A 19,990-nucleotide genomic window follows, 5' to 3' on the forward strand; every position below is an offset into this window, starting at 1 on the left:
GGCGGATCAGACGTTGAACAGGAAGTTCATCACATCGCCATCCTGTACCACATACTCCTTACCTTCCGAGCGCATCTTGCCGGCTTCCTTGGCCTTGGCTTCGCCACCCAGGGTGATGAAGTCGTTGTAGGCAATGGTTTGCGCACGGATGAAGCCGCGTTCGAAGTCGGTGTGGATCACACCGGCAGCCTGCGGTGCGGTGTCACCCACATGGATGGTCCAGGCGCGTACTTCCTTCACCCCGGCGGTGAAGTAGGTTTGCAGGCCCAGCAGCGTGTAGCCGGCACGGATCAGGCGGTCCAGGCCCGGCTCTTCCAGGCCCATTTCGGCCAGGAACTCAGCCTTGTCCGCATCCTCCAGATCGGCGATTTCACTCTCGATAGCAGCGCACAGGGCAACAACCGGTGCGCCTTCGCGCTCGCCCAGTGCCTGCAGCTTGTCCAGGTAGGCATTGTTCTTGAAGCCGTCTTCCGCCACATTGGCCACATACATGGCCGGCTTGATGGTGAGCAGGCACAAGGGCTTGAGGATGGCTTTTTCTTCATCGGACAGATCCAGCGAGCGCACCGGCTGGCCCTGGTCCAGATGCGGCACCAGCTTTTCCAGCACGGCGATCAGTGCGCGGGCGTCCTTGTCACCGGACTTGGCTTTCTTGCCTTCGCGCTGCATGGCTTTTTCGACCGAGGAGAGGTCGGCCAGCGCCAGTTCGGTGCCAATGGTTTCGATGTCGGCAATCGGGTCTACCTTGCCGGCCACGTGCACGATGTTGTCGTCGTCAAAGCAGCGCACCACATTGACGATGGCGTCGGTTTCGCGAATGTTGGCCAGAAACTGGTTACCCAGGCCTTCGCCCTTGGAGGCACCGGCCACCAGGCCGGCAATGTCGACGAATTCAACGATGGCCGGCTGGATTTTTTGCGGGTTGATGATCTTGGCCAGTTCGGCCAGACGCGGGTCCGGCACTTCCACGATGCCAACATTGGGCTCGATGGTGCAGAAGGGATAGTTGGCGGCCTCGATACCGGCCTTGGTCAGCGCATTGAACAGGGTGGACTTGCCAACATTGGGCAGGCCAACAATACCGCACTTCAGACTCATGTCAGCATTCCTTGATAAGGTTCACAATCTTGCAGGCCGGCATTGCCGGCCTGTGCAATCACTTGGCTGCAGTATGCAGCTCTTTCATGGCCATCGCCATGTTGCCGGCAATGGCCAGCGGCAGGTAGGTCTGCGCCTTGAGCACGGCATCGTCAATGGCGCTTTGTTCTTCGGCACGCGGCTTTTTCAGCACAAAATTCGCCACTTCATTACGATCTCCCGGGTGACCGATACCCAGGCGCAAACGCCAGAAAGCGGGCGAACTCAAGCGCGCCGCAATGTCTTTCAGACCGTTATGGCCGCCGTGACCACCGCCTTGCTTGAGGCGGGCGGTTCCGGGTGGCAGGTCGAGCTCGTCATGCACCACCAGGATTTCATCCGGCAGAATCTTGTAAAAATGCGCCAGCGCCAGCACCGCCTGACCAGACAGGTTCATGAAGGTCATCGGCTTGAGCAGCCAGATATCCTGGCCTTCAATCGCCACCCGGGCGATATCGCCATGGAACTTGCCTTCGGTACGCCAGTTGCCCTTGTATTTCCAGCACAGCTCGTCCAGCAGCCAGAAACCGGCATTATGACGGGTCTTTTCATACTCTGGCCCGGGATTGCCCAGGCCAACAATCATGCGAATGGAGGACATGATCGACACTTCCAGTAAATGAGCTTGCAATAAAAAAGCTCGCTGCAGGCTAAAGCCTGACAACGAGCCCTTGTCAAACAAGCACTAATGCTTAGGCGTTGGCCAGAGCAATGGCTGCGTCTTCGCCACGTACCAGGGCAGCGATTTCAACGCCGGCCGGCAGTTTCAGGTCGGACAGGTGTACAGCTTCACCTACCTTGATGGCGGACAGGTCAACGTCGATGAACTTCGGCAGGTCGCCCGGCAGAGCGCGAACTTCCACTTCATTGATGATGTGGCTGATCTTGGCACCTTGCAGCTTAACGGCGTCCGATTGGTCGGCGTTAACGAAGTGCAATTGAATCTTCACGTGTACTTTTTGGCTCAGGTCAACACGTTGGAAATCAATGTGCATCACTTGCTGTTTGTACGGGTGGTTCTGGAAGTCACGCAGGATAACTGCTTGCTTCTGGCCGTCGATAACCAGATCCAGGATCGCAGAGTGGAAAGCCTCTTCCTTCAGTGCGTAAAAAATGGTGTTGTGGTCCAGAACGATGGACTCAGCAGCGCCATTGCCGTATACCACGGCCGGCAGTTTGCCAGCGTGACGCAGGCGGCGGCTCGCACCAGTACCCATCTCTTCGCGCTTGGCGGCGATCAGTTCATAAGACATGTAAAGCTCCAGTATTTCAAGTTGAAGGCACCAGCCCCGCCGCGACCAGCGGGCCTGATGTTACGGCAGGCAAGCGCCCGACGAAACCAGTTCCTCATTGAAGAGGTAGGACACCGATTCCTCGTTGTTGATGCGGCGCAGCGTTTCGGCCAGCAGGCCGGCAATGCTGGCAACCCGGATGTTCGGGCAGGCCAGGGCCTGAGCAGTCAACGGAATGGTGTCGGTGACAACGACCATGTCGATGTCGGAATTCTTGATGCGATCCACGGCCTGACCGGAGAAAATCGCATGGGTAGCATAAGCCAGCACGCGCTGGGCACCGCGCTCTTTCAGCGCAGAAGCGGCCTTGCACAGGGTATTGGCGGTGTCGATCATGTCATCCACGATCAGACAGGTACGACCGGATACATCACCGATGATGTTCATCACCTCGGCCACATTGGCCTTGGGACGACGCTTGTCGATGATGGCCAGATCAGTGTTCAGTGCCTTGGCCATGGCGCGGGCACGTACCACACCGCCAACATCGGGGCTCACCACGATCAGATCGTCAATGCGCTGGGAACGGATGTCCTTGAGCAGTACCGGGGTGGCATAAACGTTATCCACCGGGATATCAAAGAAGCCCTGAATCTGGTCGGCATGCAGATCGACGGTCAATACACGATCGATACCGGCGCTGGTCAGCATATTGGCTACCAGCTTGGCGGAGATCGGCACACGGGCAGAACGCGGACGACGGTCCTGACGGGCGTAGCCAAAATACGGAATGGCTGCGGTAATCCGGCCGGCGGAAGCACGCTTGAGCGCGTCGGCCATGGTCAGGATTTCCATCAGGTTGTCATTGGTGGGGGCACAGGTGGACTGCAGGATGAAAACGTCGCGACCGCGGACATTCTCCAGCAGTTCAACGGCGACTTCGCCATCGCTGAACTTGCCGACATCGGCACGGCCCAAGGAGATATCCAGATGCTTGACCACGTTTTGAGCGAGTTCCGGGTTAGCGGTCCCGGTAAATACCATCAAACTGTCGTATGACGCCATGATTCCATTTGCCTTAGCAGGATAAAGAAAAAGCGTGTAAGGGATTCTTACACGCTTTTTTCATGCTCTCTCTATTGAGAGAAAGTCTTGGCTGGGGAGGTAGGGATCGAACCTACGAATGCCGGAATCAAAATCCGGTGCCTTACCACTTGGCGACTCCCCAATAAACTTTTAAACAATGTCCAACAAGGGGTGGCTATTCAGCCCTTCCGCAACAAATCCCTTATACTTTACGGACATTGCCTGATAAACTTTATCGGCTTCTTCCTTTGACTGGCACTCAAGGAACACACATGCTCCGGAACCAGTCATCAGCGGCGAACCATATTTTTTCAACTCGCTCAGTACTTCATTCACCGCCGGGTACAGCTCTGAAACAACCTGCTGCAGCGCGTTTCGTCGTTGCTGCGTTGTTTCGAGGATTCGCATTATGCTGATGCGACCTTCCTCTGTCAACACCCTTCCTGCAAATTTCTTAAATATTTCTGCAGTTGGTACATGAACACCGGGGTGAATTACAACATACCACGCCGGTTGCAAATTGATTTCATTGAGTTTTTCACCGATTCCGGTGGCCAGCGCATTTTTGCCAAAAATAAACACCGGAACGTCTGCTCCCAGTTGCAAACCCATTTCCATCAATTGTTCGCGCGAATAATTTGTCTGCCACAAATGATTCAGTGCCAACAAAACCGTGGCGGCATCCGAACTGCCACCGCCCAATCCGCCCCCCATCGGGATACGTTTGCTCAGGCGAATGCTGACACCCTGCGTGCAAGCACTGCGCTGTTGCAGCAAGCGCGCAGCGCGAACGGTGAGATCCCGCTCGGGTTCAACGCCCTCTATCGGGTTGAGCAATACGATCTGGCCATCGTCACGCACGGCCAGTTCTACCGTATCGCTGTAGTTGATAAAGCGGAACACGGTTTCCAGCAGATGGTAGCCATCGGCACGCTTGCCCACGATGTGCAGTAGCAGATTGAGCTTGGCCGGGGCAGGATAGGAATGGAAATGTGAAGTCATGCAGCAATGAATCCGGATAAGTATCTGGAGAACAGCGGGGGTTTAATGCCAGTTTTGCGGCAGCAGGCGCAAGGTAAGCCTGTCGCGCTGCATGTCCACCCGCTTGGGATAGGGAGAGGGCGTATCGGCATCGCTGACGAAGCGGATGGTCCAGCCTTGCTGGGTCAGACTGCCGTCCTCGGCAAACTGATAAGGCGCATCAGGTGCCGGCAGGCCGCGTATCCACCACACCAGGTTGCCCAGCGGCAGCGTCCAGCCCAGCACATCCTGCGTCAGGGATTCAACATCATCCGCCTGCCAGGTTTTGCCATCGGCCTGCAGGCTGACACCAGCAGCATCCCGTTGCAGGCGCGCCACTGTAGTACCCAGCGGACTGTTGACCGACAGCAGGTCGTCATTCAGCCGGTGCATCCACTCAAACTGGCCAACCGAGCCCTTGCCGTCCATATTGACCGAAATGCGGCCACTGACATTGAACGGCTGGTCCTGTCTGGCCGCACTACTCGCAGCAGATGGCCGAAACACGGTTTCGCTGGCACAGCCGGCCAGCAACAGGCTGCTGGCCAGCCATGCGATGGCAATACCCTGCTTCATGGCAGATGAAAGCGCTTGAGCGCATCCTGCAGTGTTTCATTGTCCGGGTCTTTGGCCAGTGCCTGACGCCACAGACTGAGTGCATCCTGTTTGCGACCCAGCTTCCACATCACTTCACCCAGATGAGCGGCTACCTCGCTGTCCTGCATGGCGGAATAAGAGCGCTCCAGGTATTTGAGTGCAGCCTCGTTGCGCCCCAGCTTGAACAGTACCCAGCCCATGCTGTCCAGAATCATCGGATTATCCGGATCGGCTTTCAGTGCCTTTTCGATATAAGCCAGCGCTTCCTGATGCCGATTGCTGCGATTAGCCAGGGTATAGCCCAAGGCGTTTAGTGCCTGCGGGTCATCCGGTTTTTCCTTGAGCAGGGTTTTCAGATCGCGTTCGGCATCACCCAGATTACCCAGCTGATCCGACACCAGCGCACGGTCGTACAGCAGCTCGGGCGAGCGCGGCCAGTTTTCCAGCGCCTGACTCAGAATACGGAAGGAAAGGTCATAGCGCTTGGCATGGCGCGCCAGCTCGGCCTGTTGCATGGCCAACTGCACTTTTTCCTGCTCGCCCTGCCCCAGCGGGGCCAGGCGTTGCAAGGCCTGGTCTAGCCGGCCTGCTTCGGCATCCAGCGCCGCCAGCCGCGCCTGGGCCTGCAAAAACTGCTGTCCGGCCCCCACGCTTTCATACCATTGTCGCGCCTGGGTCTTGTCCTGGCGATCTTCCGCCACTTGTCCCAGTGTGAAGCGGATGAAGTCGGTTTCCGGATGTTTCTGCTGCAAGGCAGCGGTCAGGCGCTGATCGGCAGCAGCCAGGTCGCGCAGCTGGTAGGCCAGCAGACCGGATGCATAAAGCAGTTCTGCGTTATCCGGATTCTGCCGCAGCAGCGCTTCAAAGGCCGTACGTGCTTCCGGGAAGCGTTTGGCCCCCACCAGCAAGCGCGGATAGGCCATGCGCAGCTCCAGCCCGGCATCCGGTCGACGTGCCAGCTCCTGCTGCAGGAAGTCAATTGCTTGCCCTAGGCGGATACGACGCAGACGGTCGGTCTGCCAGGCAACGGGCAAATCCCACTTGGGGGCGATTTGCGCCAGCCGGTCGAATTCGCGCTGGATGGAGGCATCGTCATTCACTTCGGCGGCCACCGCGATCACGGCAAAACGGGCTTCCGGCAAATCCGGATACTGACTGGCCAGGCGATTGACCAGCGCATAGGCCGCCTGCTTGTCGTTCTGACGCGCAGTCAGGCGGGCCAGCTGCACAAAGATGTCTGGTGCACGTTGCGGCTCGCGCTTGAGCAGGTCCTCCACCAAGGGCTGGCTTTCCGCCAGTTTGCCCGAACGCAGCATGGTGATGAACAGCTGTTCGCGCGGGATCTGCGAGCTGGGATCCAGCTCCATCCATAGCGCCAGCGCATCGGCAGCATCCTTGAGCTGGCCGGTGAACAGGGCGAATTCGGCAGCGCGCTGCGCCAGCCGTGGGTCTCTGGTCTGGCGGGCAAGGTCCAGATAGGTTGCGGCAGATGAACCAGCAGCACCACGCTGGGCGGCAATTTCGCTGGCCAGTACGCCATAGACGATTTGCGGCGTCAGCTCCAGTCGGGGCAGATTGGGATTATCCTCGGCTGCGGCAGCGGTTTCATCATCAGCAGCTTGCTCGGTACTGGTGGCCGGCTGCTTGGCAAGCAAGGGGGTCTTCATGCTGGTGCAGGCTGACAACAGCAGCACCAGCAACAGGGAAAGGGATCGATTCAGCGGTTTCATTCGCATGGAGTCTGTGCCGGTTGAACGCGTAGAATAGCACGCTCGGTTATTTGATCTAGTCAATCTTGTCCTGAAAGCGAAAGCAGCATGCCCGAACTGCCCGAAGTGGAAACAACCCGTCGCGGTGTTGCGCCTTATCTGGATGGAGCCACCCTGCAAGGTGCAATTGTGCGCGAAGGCCGCTTGCGCTGGCCAGTCCCCCCACAACTGGACGCCATCCTTGCCGGTCTGACAGTACGCGCAGTCACGCGCCGTGCCAAGTACCTGCTGGTTCATTTTGATAGCGGAACCCTGCTGATCCACCTGGGGATGTCCGGCAGCCTGCGTTACGTACCTGCCGACACCCCGGTGCAAAAACATGATCACATTGACCTGAAGCTGGGTAGCCACGTGCTGCGCTATCGTGACCCGCGCCGCTTCGGCGCCATGCTGTGGCATGTGGGCCCGCTGGAATTTCACCCGCTACTGAAAGACCTTGGACCGGAGCCGCTTTCCGATGGTTTCGATGGCGACATCCTGCATGCCGCCATTGCCAAGCGCGGATCGGCCATCAAGCTGGCCATCATGGACAATCATGTGGTGGTGGGCGTGGGCAATATCTACGCCAATGAATCCTTATTCCATGCCGGTATCAATCCGACCCGCGCCGCCCGCGACCTGAGCCTGGCCGACTGTCGGCGCTTGGCAGCGGAAATCAGGCGGGTTCTGGGACTAGCCATCGAAGCCGGCGGCAGCACGCTACGCGACTTTGTCAATACGGATGGCAAGTCTGGCTACTTCCAGCAGGACTACTATGTTTATGATCGGCAAGAGGAAGCCTGTCGCATCTGCAGCAGCCCGATACGACAGATACGACAGGGACAGCGAAGTTCCTACTATTGTCCACTATGCCAGCCATGCTAGAGTGGCAAATCATTCAAACCCGCACATGAAGCGCCGCGTATCTTGAAGTCATCTGCCACTACGTCTTTTCTTACCCGCGCCAGCCGCTTGCTGCGCCTGGTCAGCCACATTGCCCTGGGCATTTTTATCGTTGCCACCCGCTATCCGCATCTGGCCCAGGCCGAGCGTGCCGTGGTAACGCGCCGCTGGTCCGGTCATCTGCTGAAGATTCTCGGCATCACGGTGCGGGTGGAGGGCGTGAATCCCGGCTTCTATCCGCCCAATACCCTGCTGGTGGCCAACCATGTTTCCTGGCTGGATATATTCGTACTCAGTAGCTGCACGGTGTCGCGCTTTGTTGCCAAACGGGAGATTCGCTCCTGGCCGCTGATAGGCTGGGTGGTGAATGCCGGCGGTACCTTGTTCATAGACCGCAGCAATCGCCGCGATGCCAGTCGGGTGAATCAGCTGCTGGCCGATGCCTTGGGCAAGGGCAGCTGCATGGCAGTCTTTCCGGAAGCCACCACCTCGGATGGCAGTGGCATCCTGCCCTTCAAGGCATCGCTGTTTGAAGCCGCCCTGCCCTCACGCAGCACGGTACAGCCCGTTTCCATGCGCTATCAGTTGCCGGACGGCAGCCTGACCACGGCACCGGCCTATGCCGGCGACACCACTTTCTGGCAGAGCATCAAGCTGATCCTGGCACAGCCAGCGATGGAAGTGGCGCTGACCTACGGCCAGCCGCTGAAAGCGGGCGAAGGCGAGTTGACTTCCCGCTTCGCCCTGTCGGAACGTGCATTCCGTGAAGTGTGTCTGGGCCTCAGGCTGCCACTTCCCGATACGCCGGACACGGCAGAGAAAATGCCTGCCTGTCCTCCAGCCGAAGTGCAGTAAGACTCCCACCCCACAGGCAGCCGCTGTCGATGGCCAGAATATCTTCAGTCAGGTACAGGCCCAGCGCCGACCAATGGCCACAGATAATGGGGGTATGGCTGCTGCGCCGGCCCTTGGCCTCGAACCAGGGAATCAGGTTGGCTGGCGCACCATCGCGCTCGCCCTTGTAGGCCAGATCGATCTCTCCGTCCCGCGTGATGAAGCGCATGCGGGTCATGGCATTGACGATGACGCGCAGCCGCTCAGCGCCCTTGAGTTCATCAGACCATCTGACCGGCTTGTTGCCATACAGCCGTGACAGGAATTCGCGGTAGTAGGGGCCGGACAAGCCATTCTCCACCTCTTCCGCCAGGCGCAGAGCCCGGTCGATGCTCCACTCTGGCAGCAGTCCGGCATGCACCATGGCATGACCGTGCTCGGCAATCATCAAGGGCTGACAGCGCAGCCAGTCCAGCAACACCTTGCCATCCGCCGCATTGAGAATGTCATCTACGGTGTCACTGCGATGCAGCTTGCCAAAACCTTCCGACACCGCCAGCAGGTGCAGGTCGTGATTACCCAGCACAATCTGTACCCGGTCCTGCTGCTGAAACACCCAGCGCAACACCTGCAAGGATTCTGGTCCGCGATTGACCAGGTCGCCAGTCAGCCACAAGGTGTCTTTGCCGGGATTGAAATCGATCATGTGCAGCAGTTGCTGGAATGGGCCGAAACAGCCCTGGATATCGCCGATTGCGTATGTTGCCATCTTCACCTCTGACAATGCGGCAGGCCATGTTTCGTCCGGCCGCGGATAGTCTCATGATACCGCATGCTACAATGCACGGCCTTGGTTACCACGATGCTACGCCGCCCGGATCAGCCCTGCGCACCGCGACGGCCCAGCCTCACCGCCGGAACTCCATCCATGTCCGCACCACAGCTCAACCCACCGCAACGCGAAGCAATCCATCACCTTGACGGCCCACTGCTGGTGCTGGCGGGAGCCGGCTCCGGCAAAACCCGCGTCATTACCTTCAAGATCACCCATCTGATCCGCCACGGCAATATCCCGGCACGCCATATCGCAGCCATTACCTTTACCAACAAGGCTGCCCGCGAAATGCTGGAACGAGTGGGCAAGTTGCTCACGGCACAGGAAATCCGCGGCATTACCGTTTCCACCTTTCACTCGCTGGGCATGCAGATCCTGCGCCAGGAAGCCACACACCTGGGCTATAAGCCCCAGTTTTCCATCCTGGACGCGTTTGATGCCGGCAAGATCATCGCCGACATCCTGAAAAGCACGCACAAGGACGAAGTGCGCAAGGTGCAAAGCCAGATTTCGCTATGGAAAAACGACCTGAAAGGCCCGGACCAGATGCTGGTGGAGGCAGAAGGCGAATGGGAAAGCATCTGCGCCCGCACCTATCTGGCCTATCAGGACACGCTGACGGCGTATCAGGCGGTGGATTTTGACGACCTGATCCGCCTGCCGGTACAGCTGTTCAAAACCCACCCGGAAGTGCTGCTCAAGTGGCAGGGCAAGCTGCATTACCTGCTGATCGATGAATACCAGGACACCAACACCTGCCAGTACCAGTTGGTGAAGCTGCTGGCCGGCGTACGCGGACAATTCACTGCGGTGGGGGATGACGACCAGTCCATCTACGCCTGGCGCGGGGCCAATATGGAAAACCTGCGCCTGCTGCAACAGGACTACCCGCAGCTGCGCATCATCAAGCTGGAACAGAACTACCGCTCCACCGCGCGTATCCTGCGCGCGGCCAACTCGGTGATTTCCAATAATCCCAAGCTGTTCGAGAAACAGCTATGGAGTGAACTGGGCCTGGGCGAGCCCATCCATGTGGTGCAATGCAAGGACGAAGAGCACGAAGCCGAGCTGGTGGTACAGCGGCTGATGGCGCACAAGTTTGAATATCGTACCGAGTTCAAAGACTACGCCATCCTCTATCGCGGCAATTACCAGGCCCGTATTTTCGAACAGGCACTACGCAACCAGCGCATCCCCTACCAGATGGCTGGCGGACAAAGCTTCTTCGACAAGCCGGAAATCAAGGACGTGCTGGCCTACCTGCGGCTGCTGACCAATCCGGATGACGACCCGGCCTTTATCCGCGCCGTCACCACGCCCAAGCGCGGCGTGGGGGCCGGGACGCTGGAAAAACTGGGCGGCTGGGCCGGACAATGCGGCAAAAGCCTGTTTGCCAGCGCCGTCGAGCCCGGCTTCCGGGTGCAGGTGCAAACTGCCCAACTGGAACCGCTCAGCCAGTTCTGCGAGTTCATCAACCGCCTGCAATATCGCGTCATCCGCGAAGCTGCCGGCGAACTGGCGATGGAGCTGGTCAAGGCCATTGGCTACGAAGCCTGGCTGTATGACAGCGAGGACAGCCCGCGCATTGCCGAAACCAAGTGGAAGAATGTGCTGGAGCTGGTGGCCTGGCTGGCCAAGAAGGGCGAGGCCGATGGCAAGAACCTGATCGAGCTGTCGCAAACCATCGCCCTGATCACCATGCTGGAAGGCCGCGACGAAGGCGAAGTGGATGCGGTGAAAATGTCCACCCTGCACGCATCCAAGGGCCTGGAATACCCCTATGTTTTCCTGGTGGGCACCGAGGAAGGCATTCTGCCGCACAGCGAATCGGTAGATAACGGTATGGTGGAAGAGGAAAGACGGCTGATGTATGTGGGCATCACCCGCGCCCAGCGCATGCTCACGCTGAGCTACTGCGTAAAACGCCGCCGCGCCGGAGAATGGCAGTTTGTCGAACCGTCACGCTTCATCGCAGAAATAGACGGCAGTGATCTGCGCCACTTCGGTCGACCGGGCGCAGAACCGGTGGTCAGCAAGAGCGAGGGCAAATCGCGGCTGGCCAGCCTGACGGCCATGCTGGCAGAAAAAACCACCAAGCCCTCCGAAGATTAAACCGCTCACGCGACACCGCGTGCGGCAATAAAAAAACGCGCTGCAAGCAGCGCGTTTTTCTGTGAAAACAGTCCAGACTTACTTGGAGCTGTTAACCATGTATTCGATGGCAGCACGGAATTCCGCATCGCTACCACCGAAACCACCCTTGGGCGGCATCGCGTTCAGGCCCTTGGTGGCAATCTTGACCACTTCATCCATACCAACCTTGGTACGGTCAGCCCAGGCAGCCTTGTCGCCAAACTTCGGTGCACCGGCAGCACCGCTACCGTGGCAGGCAACGCACACGCTTTCGTAGATTTTCTTGCCGACAACAGCCGGATCAGCCGCAGCACCAGCAGCGGCACCACCCACCGGAGGCTCGGTGAATTTGGCACCACCGGCATTACCCATATAGGCAACGGCACGTTTTACTTCGTCGTCGGTCAGATCAGCCGCACCGCCCTTGGCCGGCATGGCATTGAAGCCGTGCAGCGCGTGGTCAGTCAGCATGTCCCAACCCTTGGCAATACGGGGACCCCAGGCACCAGCATCACCAAACTTGGGCGAACCGGCCAGCCCCTGACCGTGACAGGAAATACAGATGGCCTTGAACACCTGCTCGCCAGTACGCATTCCCGGAGGTGCATCGCTAACCTTGGCTTCACCCACCGGTTTCAGACGAGCAGCAATAGCCTCCTTGGTCATGACTTCGGCATCAACGTTGTAACCACCGGTCGCCAGCTTGGCCAGCAACCAGATCGCCACTACCAGACCAACAACGACGCCAACCAGGACCTTGATGATCTGACCGGGAGCCATTCCGTTCTCATTACTCATTCGAGCCTCGCCTGAAAAAAATGACAATTAAGATGGGATGGGATTATACGGTAAGCCGCGAAGCAAGGCAAAAACCATACACTGGACTCGGACATGCCCTTTGCGCTATGATCCGCCCTGCTTTACCGCAACAGCACAGCGCACCCGTAGCTCAGTTGGATAGAGTGTCAGTTTCCGAAGCTGAAGGTCACAGGTTCGATCCCTGTCGGGTGCGCCAATAATATCAAGGACTTACTGCAACTCCATGGTAAGTACTTTCTGAAAATATCCCGCTACCCCTCTCGCGGGACAACTTTTCAACATACTGCTCTTCTCCCCCCACACAGTCATATGCCTACCGACTTAAATTAAGTCCTCGTATTTTTTCAGTGAGCCTGACTGTCACCGCGCTCTTCCAGCTACATCACCAAGATAGAAAAGCGTGGCGCAACTGTAACAACGCAATGTGTCTTGCTACGCTTCCCCTGTTCATCGAAGGTAAATGGCTAAGATACTGAGCTCTGACCGAGGCACTTGGCTAGTTCGCTCGGCCTCTCGCTTTATGCCTCATGCAAGAACGTTTCCATACTGATAAGCAGCGACAGCGGTGTTTCATTCATCGGATAGTGGCCTGCATTGGCCTGCACCTCATGAATGGCATTTGGGTAGCGCTGCATGGTGGTTGACTGCATGAGTGCACCGTTGAACACCGGGTCGTGTGCACCGGTAATCAATTTAAAAGGAGTTGTCCTGCCAATGACTTCTTCGCTGAAATCGGTGTGCAACCACGCAGCAAGATAAGCCTTGAATGCTTGTGGTATGGAATGCTGCCAGGAGTATACCGCTTTCCATTCCAGCCACTTTCTGGGTAAGCGATGGCCAGTACTGCGGTCGATGATGGCTTGTCTCCCCTCCAGACTATCCACTGCAGCGTACAACTGACTGATGGCCAAATCGTCCAGAGCTACTCCGCCGCAGGGAACAGGGGCAATCCCCACCATCGAAATCACCCGCTGCGGCTGCAGGCTGGCTATACGCTCGATTACCATTCCACCCATCGAGTGACCGATCAGGCTGAAGCGATCCAGTTGCAGCGTGTCGGCCAGTTCCAGAGCATCGCGGGCAATTTCATCAATAGTGAAACTGCCCGTACTGCACTGCATATCACCATAACCCCGATAGTCCATGAACAGATAGCTGAATGCCTGCTGATTCAGCATGCCTTCCAGTGGTGCAAAAGAATGGCGATCACCAAACCAGCCGTGCAGAACAATGACGTGGTGTGGACCGCTCCCCACGCGATGATACGAATTTGGCATTGCTTTCCCCTGTGTGCAGTGCATGGTGTGAAGCACACAGGGTAGGCATTAAGCGGTTGACCTGCTTTCATTGCAAGGTCAATTGACATAGAGTTTGGGGCATGAGAGATACCGAGCTTGAGCGCTTAGGCCAGATACCTAGAGATGTGGTGGTGATAGAGCGCCAGTTCCCCGCTGGCAGCCGCTACCCGACACACTGTCACGAGCGGGGGCAACTGGCTTATGCCAAGCGAGGTTGTATCAGTGTGATGACCCTTTTCGGGCATTGGCTTGTCCCGCCAGGGCGGGCCGTCTGGGTTCCAGCCGGCATCAAACATGAAATGCAGATGCTGGGCCCGGTTACCATGCTGAATACCTTCGTGAGTACGGACGCAGCAGAAGAAATTGGATTGGCGAAGCACTGCCAGGTTTGTGCTGTCAGTCCACTGCTGTACCAGCTATTGCTGCAAGCGGTGGATCTGCCCCTTGCGTACCCGACAGTGGGCCGCAGCCATCATCTGATGAACTTGCTACTGGCCGAAATCCCAATGGCCACCGTCTTGCCCTTGCATGCACCGCTGCCAATGAATGAAGACCTTGCCGACCTGTGCAGGACATTGCTTGCCGCCCCGACGCTGCAGATGGATACCGATGACATGGCCAAACGCATGGCCATGAGCCGTAGCACCTTTACCCGCTTTTTCAGGAAAGAAACCGGCATCAGTTTTATGCAATGGCGGCAACAGGCATGCTTGCTTGCCGCCATTGCCCGGCTTGAAGCAGGGCAAAGCGTCACAACGGTGGCTCTGGACCTGGGCTACGGTAGCCCCTCGGCGTTCACTGCCCTGTTTCGTAAAACACTGGGGATGAGCCCACAGGCTTACGTCAGAATGCAGGCCAACTGATAGTGCAAAAACAAACGGGCCGGGGCTCTCCACCGCGCGGACAGGTGGTGGCAACCAACCATTAGGTCATGCACTAACCAGGTCTGCCGCAGTTCGGCCGAAACAGATGATGGCTAAGCTGGGTCACTGCGACTGTTCCTGCGGGTGGGGATGCCATCTAAAAAGGCGGAGCGATTCAACTATCCATGTCAGCCTGCTGCACAGCGCGTGAATCGCCAGACGGGTTGTGACACCTTCAGACTGGGGGGAACGATGATACTCATATCCATACCCTAGTTACGCAATTATGCTAGTTGATAGGCCGCATCACTCAGAGTAGACAGCAGCGAAAAAACAACCGACAGCAAGCTTGATCTACCCGCAAGCCGTGGATGAAGCACTGCCGGATGCCGATGCATTACCCTGTATCCAGCCCAGAAACAGTCGCGTCCACAAACGGTTTTTTTCTGGCGTGTTCATGCTCATAATCGACCAGAATACTCATCAGTCTGGTTGCCATTGCCGGGCTCAATGCAGTAAAACGTTGGCTGCTGTAGGCTTGGTTAATGGCATGAAACAAGGAGCGGCTATCTCCGGACAGCATGCGCAGGTCGCCAAGGGTAAACAGACGGATATCATGACGAGACCCCATCAGTAACCAGAACCCCGCAAGAATGGCACCGTCGCGGCTGCCGTTCATGCTCACGATTCGTGCCAGAATTTCCTTTTCAGTCATGATGACACCATTCTTTCTGTCAACAACCCCGCTTTGCAGACATTCCGATGCAGGCAAGGCGTCGGCAACGGGAGCAAGGCAGGTACTCGGGATGACCCTTGCTTCGCCAAAACAGCAAAGAAAAATCATGACAAATGACGCTGTATGTCCATGCCAAGCCCATGACACATCATCCCTCAGGCTGTATCTGTCGTCGGTGCAGCAGCATACATAGCGGCTGGCGGAATTCCGGGCCGGACAGTTATGAGGTAGAGGCGAGTGAGGGCAGGTGTTCCCATGCCCGCTCGTGCTCCCAGCGTTGCATCCAAGCAATGATGGATGCTGCCGGCATAGGGCGGGCAATGGCGTAGCCCTGGCAGTAATGGCAGCCCAGCTGCAACAGCATGGCACCATGTGCCAGGCTTTCTACGCCTTCGGCGATGACTTCGCGGTTGAAGGCGCGGGCCAGTCGTATGATGCTGTCGACGATATTGCGATCTTCCGGGCTATTGAGCATGTTGCTGACAAAACTCTGGTCGATCTTGAGCATGTCGACGGGCAGATTGCGGAAGTAGGCTAGTGAGGAGTAGCCGGTTCCAAAATCATCCAGTGCAAAACTGATGCCATGCGCGCGACAGATCAGCAGTGTCTGAATCGACTGAACGATGTTCTCCAGGGCCGCAGTCTCCAACAACTCCAGCCCGAGCTGTGCCGGTAACAGTTGTGGAAACTGCGCCAACTGCTGCAGCAAGTTGTCGGCAAAATCCGGCTGCTGCAACTGGCTGGCGCTGATGTTGATGCTGACATCCAGCACCCAGCCTTGTTGCCGCCAGCTTTCCATTTGCTGCAATACCTGGTTGGCCACCCAGTTGCCCAGCCCCAGCTCGGTCATGCTGCCTTCCAGCACTTTCAGGAAACTTTCCGGCAGCAGCAAACCCAGCTCGGGATGCTGCCAACGCAACAAGGCCTCCAGTCCGATCACCTTGCCATCGCGCAGATCGACCTTGGGCTGATAGACCAGCAGCAGTTCTCCTTGCTCCAGCGCATTGGTCAGCCGCGATAGCTGATCGTGGTATTCACGCATCAGCTTGTCCTGGGCCAAGTCGTAATAATGGTAGCGGTTTTTACCGGACTGTTTGGCCAGATACATGGCTTGATCGGCATGGCGCAACAGGGTGTCAGTGTCAGCGCCATCATGCGGATAAACCGTGACGCCGATGCTGGCCGAAACCTGGACCAGACTGCCTGCGAGCAGCAGTGGTGTGGCCACGGTTTCCAGCACGCGATCCAGCACCTGCCGGTACTCCTCGTCATCAGCCAGATCGGTCAGCAGCAACACGAACTCATCGCCGCCAAGCCGGGCGATGATATCGTTGACGCGCAGGGCCAGCCGCAAACGGTCGGCTATATCCACTAACAATTGGTCTCCGGCCTCGTGTCCGAGATTGTCGTTGACCGCCTTGAAGCCATCCAGATCCAGATAACACAAGGCCAGGCGCTTGCCGGTGCGTTGCGCCCGATGGATGGCCAGATTCAGCCACTCGGTCAGCAATCGTCGGTTAGGCAGGCTGGTGAGCAAATCGTAGTTGGCCATACGATTCAGTTCGTCTTCGTGCAACCGTATCTGACTGATATCGGAAAAAAAGCCGAGATAGTGCCGCTCCACCCGCCCTGCACCTGCTGGCCCACGCAACAAGGCCAGAAACAGGCGTACTGGATAAGAGGTCCCATCGCGCCTCAGGCAGTTCAACTCCCCGCACCAGCTGCCATAGCGGTACAGTGCACGCAGCACAACCCTGAGTTGCAGGCCGTCTTCTCCTTTGCACACCAGCATGGCCGGCGTCTGGCCAATGCTGTCCTGCGCAGAAAAACCGGTAATCGTTGTAAATGCGGAATTGATGTCGACAATGCGCATGGCACCATCGGTAATGACAATGCCTTCGTGGCTGTGACTGAAAACGCAGGAAGCCAGCCGCAGTGCTTCATTGGAAAGCTTCAGTTCTTCATTTTGCATTTCCAGTTCAATCTGATGCACTTGCAGCTCATGGAGCATACGGTGTGGGTCAGGCATCCCTGGCAAATGCACCGGCATGGCTTTGAGCCTTTGCTCGGCACGCTGGCGCAAGCTAGCAGCATTTCGTCTTGCATGGGACTTGACCATCAGCCTTACTCCATATGCTGTTGCAGCCGCGCTTCCAGGCTGGCAATCTCCGTCGTGTCGATGAAAGTGATCACGATACCGTCAATAACGTTGTCCAGCCGTCTGTAAGGCATGATGCGTACGCGGTACCACCTTCCGTTGTGGCTATGTACGCGTTTTTCTTCAAAGACAAGGGTTTGCAACACCTTGGTCGCATCGTTAAGCAGCTGAGGATATTCCAGTTCGCTGCGGATGTCGGACAAAGGTCGGCCGATATCGCCGGGAATGAGCTTGAACAGGGTGGTGGCATGGCGGGTAAAACGCCGCAAGCGCATGTCACCATCCAGGAATACGGTGGCAATCTCCGTGCTGTTCAGCAGGTTGTTCATGTCATTGCGTTCCCAGGTCAGGTCGTCCAGCTTGGCCTGCAGTTCGACGTTGATGGTTTGCAGCTCTTCGTTCAACGATTGCAGCTCTTCGCGCGAAGTCGTCAGTTCCTCGTTGGTGGCCTGCAGCTCTTCATTGCCGGAATTCATTTCTTCCAGGGCAATCTGCATGTCTTCCTGCATCGAGCGCAGCAGCTTGCGGCTTTGTTCCAGTTCATCCTCCAGCATCAGCTCACGCTCGCTGGCAGGAATGCGGCGCCGTGATCGGGCCTTGGGTGGTGGTGCCTCGGTAAACACCACCAGCAGTCGGCCCTGCAGCTCCGCAGGCTGCCGAATGTGCTGAACGGTTAGATGAAAGCGCTGTGGCGTTCCAAAGACATCAACCTGTAAATCATTCAGTTGCACCCTTTCCTCTCCGGACAGCACTTGCTGGATCGCCGAATGCAGTGCGCTAGCCAAACCTTCGCGTGCCATGGCATGGATGTTCACATTGACCTTGCCGGCTGCCGGCTCCAGATATTTCCCCACCCGGCCGCTGATATAGAGAATATCCCCGTCGTTATTTATCAATACCCCTGCTGGCGCATAATTTTGCTGAATGAGTTGATCAGTCTGGTACTCAAGGCTTTTTCGATAATCTGGCATTGTTTCTTCAATCTGCGGCAACAAGCGCGTCTCTGTTCGCAGTGCTATTTCCAGGGCGCGACTGCTGCTTGCTTCGTTTCCACGGGAAAAGATACGGTTTTTCTTGTCGAGCGGTACAAACAGGGTAGAAAACCGGCCGATGGTTTCCGCACTGCCCAGCACCAGAATTCCACCGCTACAGAGTGCGTAATGAAACAGGGGAAGCAGTTTTTCCTGTAATACGGAGTCCAGATAAATCATCAGATTGCGACATGACAGGATGTCCAGCCGGGTAAACGGCGGATCCGAAATGATGTTCTGTGTGGCAAATACCACCATGTCGCGGATATCCTTGCTCACCCGGAACTGATCTTCCTCGTACACAAAATACTGCTCCAGCCGCGCCTCCCCCACTTCTGGTGCAATGCTGCACGAGTAGACGCCACGCCGTGCATGCTGGATGGCGTCGCCATCCAGATCCGTGGCATAGATTTTCAGGCTGAATTGTCCGGCGGGCTGATGCAACAGCAGCGACTCACGAAACAGGATGGCCAGTGAATAGGCCTCCTCTCCACTGGAGCAGGCAGGCACCCAGGCGCGTAATGCCTTGCCTGCCGGATACTGTGCAAACAGCGCCGGCATGGCAATGTCACGCAAGTAGTCCCACATGGCGGTGTCGCGGAAAAACCGGGTGACGCCAATCAGCAATTCCTTGAGCAACCAGTCGCGCTCTTGCAGATTGCTGCGGAAATGTTCGGCATAGGCTTGCATGCTGTCCAGTCGCAGCAGCGCCATGCGCCGCTCGATGCGGCGATTCAGGGTATTGGGCTTGTAATGCGAAAAGTCATTGCCCGTATGTTGTTGCAGCAAGGCAATGATTTCCCGCATGGCCTCTTGCTGGGCAGGCTCGGCCAGCGCTGCTGACTGGCGCTCATCCTCCTGCTGTGTACATTGCTCAAGCACAAGTCTTGCCAGACGTTCCGGGCTGGCAATGAAATCGATCACACCACGTTCTATTGCACTGCGCGGCATACTGTCCGCACGTGCGGTCAGCGGGTCCTGCGCATACGTCCGCCCCCCACAGGCCTTCATTTCCTGCACACCCAGCATGCCATCCTCCCCCATGCCGGACAGGATGACACCGATGCTACGCTTTCCCAGCCCATGGGCCAGCGTGTGAAACAGGTGATCGACGGGTAAGCGCAGCCCCGCAGGAGGTGTGGAAAGATACAGGCAGCCACGATCAAAGCTTAAAGTCTTGTTGGGTGGAATCACATAAATACAATCGGGCAGAATCGGCGTACCGTGCCGGGCCTCATGCACAGCCAGCCGGGTATGGCTGGCCAGCAATTCCGGCAGGATACTGGCGAAGTCGGGTGCCAGATGCTGGACAATCACCAGCGACACGCCAAGGCCTGGTGTAATGCCCGCCACAAATGCCTCCAGCGCTTCCAGCCCACCGGCAGAGCAACCAATGCCAACAATGGCTGACGGCAAACCGGCATGATCCGAGCGTGCTGATTCCGCATGTTTGTGCATATCAGGAGGAGTATTTTTCATCACGCTTTTCTGTGCAGTGCTCTGCACGCCAGACAGTCCCGGACAAGATGATGCCAGACTGTGACTTGTACCCTACATGCT

General features: G+C 57.3%; 17 protein-coding genes and 2 tRNA genes. 5 read left to right on the top strand and 14 right to left on the bottom strand.

Features of this window, described 5'->3' with window-relative positions; translation table 11 throughout:
- Positions 1-6 precede the first annotated feature (6 nt).
- The 8 genes from ychF to QVF59_RS04780 form a co-directional block, all read right to left on the bottom strand.
- Positions 7-1,098 carry a redox-regulated ATPase YchF gene (gene ychF, locus QVF59_RS04745; protein WP_159874881.1) on the bottom strand — a complete coding sequence of 364 codons (1,092 nt, stop codon included), beginning with the start codon at positions 1,096-1,098 and terminating at the stop codon, positions 7-9.
- Positions 1,099-1,156: 58 nt separating this feature from the next.
- Positions 1,157-1,741, bottom strand: a complete 585-nt coding sequence (gene pth, locus QVF59_RS04750) for an aminoacyl-tRNA hydrolase (RefSeq protein ID WP_197715605.1) — start codon at positions 1,739-1,741, stop codon at positions 1,157-1,159.
- 88 nt (positions 1,742-1,829) lie between these two features.
- Positions 1,830-2,390, bottom strand: a complete 561-nt coding sequence (locus QVF59_RS04755) for a 50S ribosomal protein L25/general stress protein Ctc (protein ID WP_159874880.1) — start codon at positions 2,388-2,390, stop codon at positions 1,830-1,832.
- Positions 2,391-2,450: 60 nt separating this feature from the next.
- A complete protein-coding gene (locus QVF59_RS04760) occupies positions 2,451-3,434 on the bottom strand; it encodes a ribose-phosphate pyrophosphokinase (RefSeq protein WP_045846690.1) in 984 nt (327 codons plus the stop codon).
- 88 nt (positions 3,435-3,522) lie between these two features.
- A tRNA-Gln gene (locus QVF59_RS04765) sits at positions 3,523-3,597 on the bottom strand.
- 8 nt (positions 3,598-3,605) lie between these two features.
- The gene (ispE, locus tag QVF59_RS04770; protein WP_159874879.1) at positions 3,606-4,457 is read right to left on the bottom strand and encodes a 4-(cytidine 5'-diphospho)-2-C-methyl-D-erythritol kinase; all 852 of its coding nucleotides are present in this window, start codon (positions 4,455-4,457) and stop codon (positions 3,606-3,608) included.
- Between the two features lie 42 nt (positions 4,458-4,499).
- The gene (lolB, locus tag QVF59_RS04775; protein WP_159874878.1) at positions 4,500-5,051 is read right to left on the bottom strand and encodes a lipoprotein insertase outer membrane protein LolB; all 552 of its coding nucleotides are present in this window, start codon (positions 5,049-5,051) and stop codon (positions 4,500-4,502) included.
- The gene (locus QVF59_RS04780; RefSeq protein WP_287877688.1) at positions 5,048-6,802 is read right to left on the bottom strand and encodes a tetratricopeptide repeat protein; all 1,755 of its coding nucleotides are present in this window, start codon (positions 6,800-6,802) and stop codon (positions 5,048-5,050) included. The genes lolB and QVF59_RS04780 overlap by 4 nt, the downstream gene beginning before the upstream one ends.
- An 87-nt stretch (positions 6,803-6,889) precedes the next feature.
- On the opposite strand from QVF59_RS04780, the gene mutM reads away from it, so the two are divergent.
- Positions 6,890-7,705: a bifunctional DNA-formamidopyrimidine glycosylase/DNA-(apurinic or apyrimidinic site) lyase gene (gene mutM, locus QVF59_RS04785; protein WP_287877690.1), complete on the top strand. Its 816-nt coding sequence runs from the start codon at positions 6,890-6,892 to the stop codon at positions 7,703-7,705.
- Between the two features lie 42 nt (positions 7,706-7,747).
- The gene (locus QVF59_RS04790; RefSeq protein WP_159874875.1) at positions 7,748-8,578 is read left to right on the top strand and encodes a lysophospholipid acyltransferase family protein; all 831 of its coding nucleotides are present in this window, start codon (positions 7,748-7,750) and stop codon (positions 8,576-8,578) included.
- On the opposite strand, the gene QVF59_RS04795 is transcribed toward QVF59_RS04790, so the two are convergent.
- The gene (locus tag QVF59_RS04795) at positions 8,505-9,326 is read right to left on the bottom strand and encodes a symmetrical bis(5'-nucleosyl)-tetraphosphatase (protein WP_159874874.1); all 822 of its coding nucleotides are present in this window, start codon (positions 9,324-9,326) and stop codon (positions 8,505-8,507) included. The genes QVF59_RS04790 and QVF59_RS04795 overlap by 74 nt on opposite strands.
- A gap of 159 nt (positions 9,327-9,485) precedes the next feature.
- On the opposite strand from QVF59_RS04795, the gene QVF59_RS04800 reads away from it, so the two are divergent.
- Positions 9,486-11,504, top strand: coding sequence for a UvrD-helicase domain-containing protein (locus QVF59_RS04800; RefSeq protein ID WP_159874873.1), 2,019 nt, complete (start codon positions 9,486-9,488; stop codon positions 11,502-11,504).
- A 78-nt stretch (positions 11,505-11,582) separates the two neighbouring features.
- On the opposite strand, the gene QVF59_RS04805 is transcribed toward QVF59_RS04800, so the two are convergent.
- Entirely contained in the window at positions 11,583-12,323 is a 741-nt protein-coding gene (locus tag QVF59_RS04805; protein WP_287877692.1) for a c-type cytochrome, read from the bottom strand.
- Between the two features lie 140 nt (positions 12,324-12,463).
- Between QVF59_RS04805 and QVF59_RS04810 the strand changes: the two genes are divergently transcribed.
- Positions 12,464-12,540: transfer RNA gene (locus QVF59_RS04810), tRNA-Arg, on the top strand.
- A 322-nt stretch (positions 12,541-12,862) separates the two neighbouring features.
- On the opposite strand, the gene QVF59_RS04815 is transcribed toward QVF59_RS04810, so the two are convergent.
- Positions 12,863-13,621 carry an alpha/beta fold hydrolase gene (locus QVF59_RS04815; protein ID WP_287877694.1) on the bottom strand — a complete coding sequence of 253 codons (759 nt, stop codon included), beginning with the start codon at positions 13,619-13,621 and terminating at the stop codon, positions 12,863-12,865.
- 101 nt (positions 13,622-13,722) lie between these two features.
- Between QVF59_RS04815 and QVF59_RS04820 the strand changes: the two genes are divergently transcribed.
- Positions 13,723-14,505, top strand: a complete 783-nt coding sequence (locus QVF59_RS04820; protein ID WP_287877696.1) for an AraC family transcriptional regulator — start codon at positions 13,723-13,725, stop codon at positions 14,503-14,505.
- A gap of 397 nt (positions 14,506-14,902) precedes the next feature.
- Here QVF59_RS04820 and QVF59_RS04825 read toward each other — a convergent pair whose 3' ends face one another.
- The 3 genes from QVF59_RS04825 to QVF59_RS04835 all read right to left on the bottom strand — a co-directional run bounded on the left by QVF59_RS04825 (position 14,903) and on the right by QVF59_RS04835 (position 19,909).
- A complete protein-coding gene (locus QVF59_RS04825) occupies positions 14,903-15,220 on the bottom strand; it encodes a hypothetical protein (protein ID WP_287877698.1) in 318 nt (105 codons plus the stop codon).
- 241 nt (positions 15,221-15,461) lie between these two features.
- Complete coding sequence (locus QVF59_RS04830) at positions 15,462-17,234, bottom strand: putative bifunctional diguanylate cyclase/phosphodiesterase (protein WP_287877699.1); 1,773 nt, start codon at positions 17,232-17,234, stop codon at positions 15,462-15,464.
- 131 nt (positions 17,235-17,365) lie between these two features.
- The gene (locus QVF59_RS04835; RefSeq protein ID WP_287877701.1) at positions 17,366-19,909 is read right to left on the bottom strand and encodes a chemotaxis protein CheB; all 2,544 of its coding nucleotides are present in this window, start codon (positions 19,907-19,909) and stop codon (positions 17,366-17,368) included.
- Positions 19,910-19,990: the final 81 nt, after the last annotated feature.

It is taken from the genome of Aquitalea sp., from assembly GCF_030150775.1.
In the GTDB taxonomy this organism is placed as follows: domain Bacteria; phylum Pseudomonadota; class Gammaproteobacteria; order Burkholderiales; family Chromobacteriaceae; genus Aquitalea; species Aquitalea denitrificans.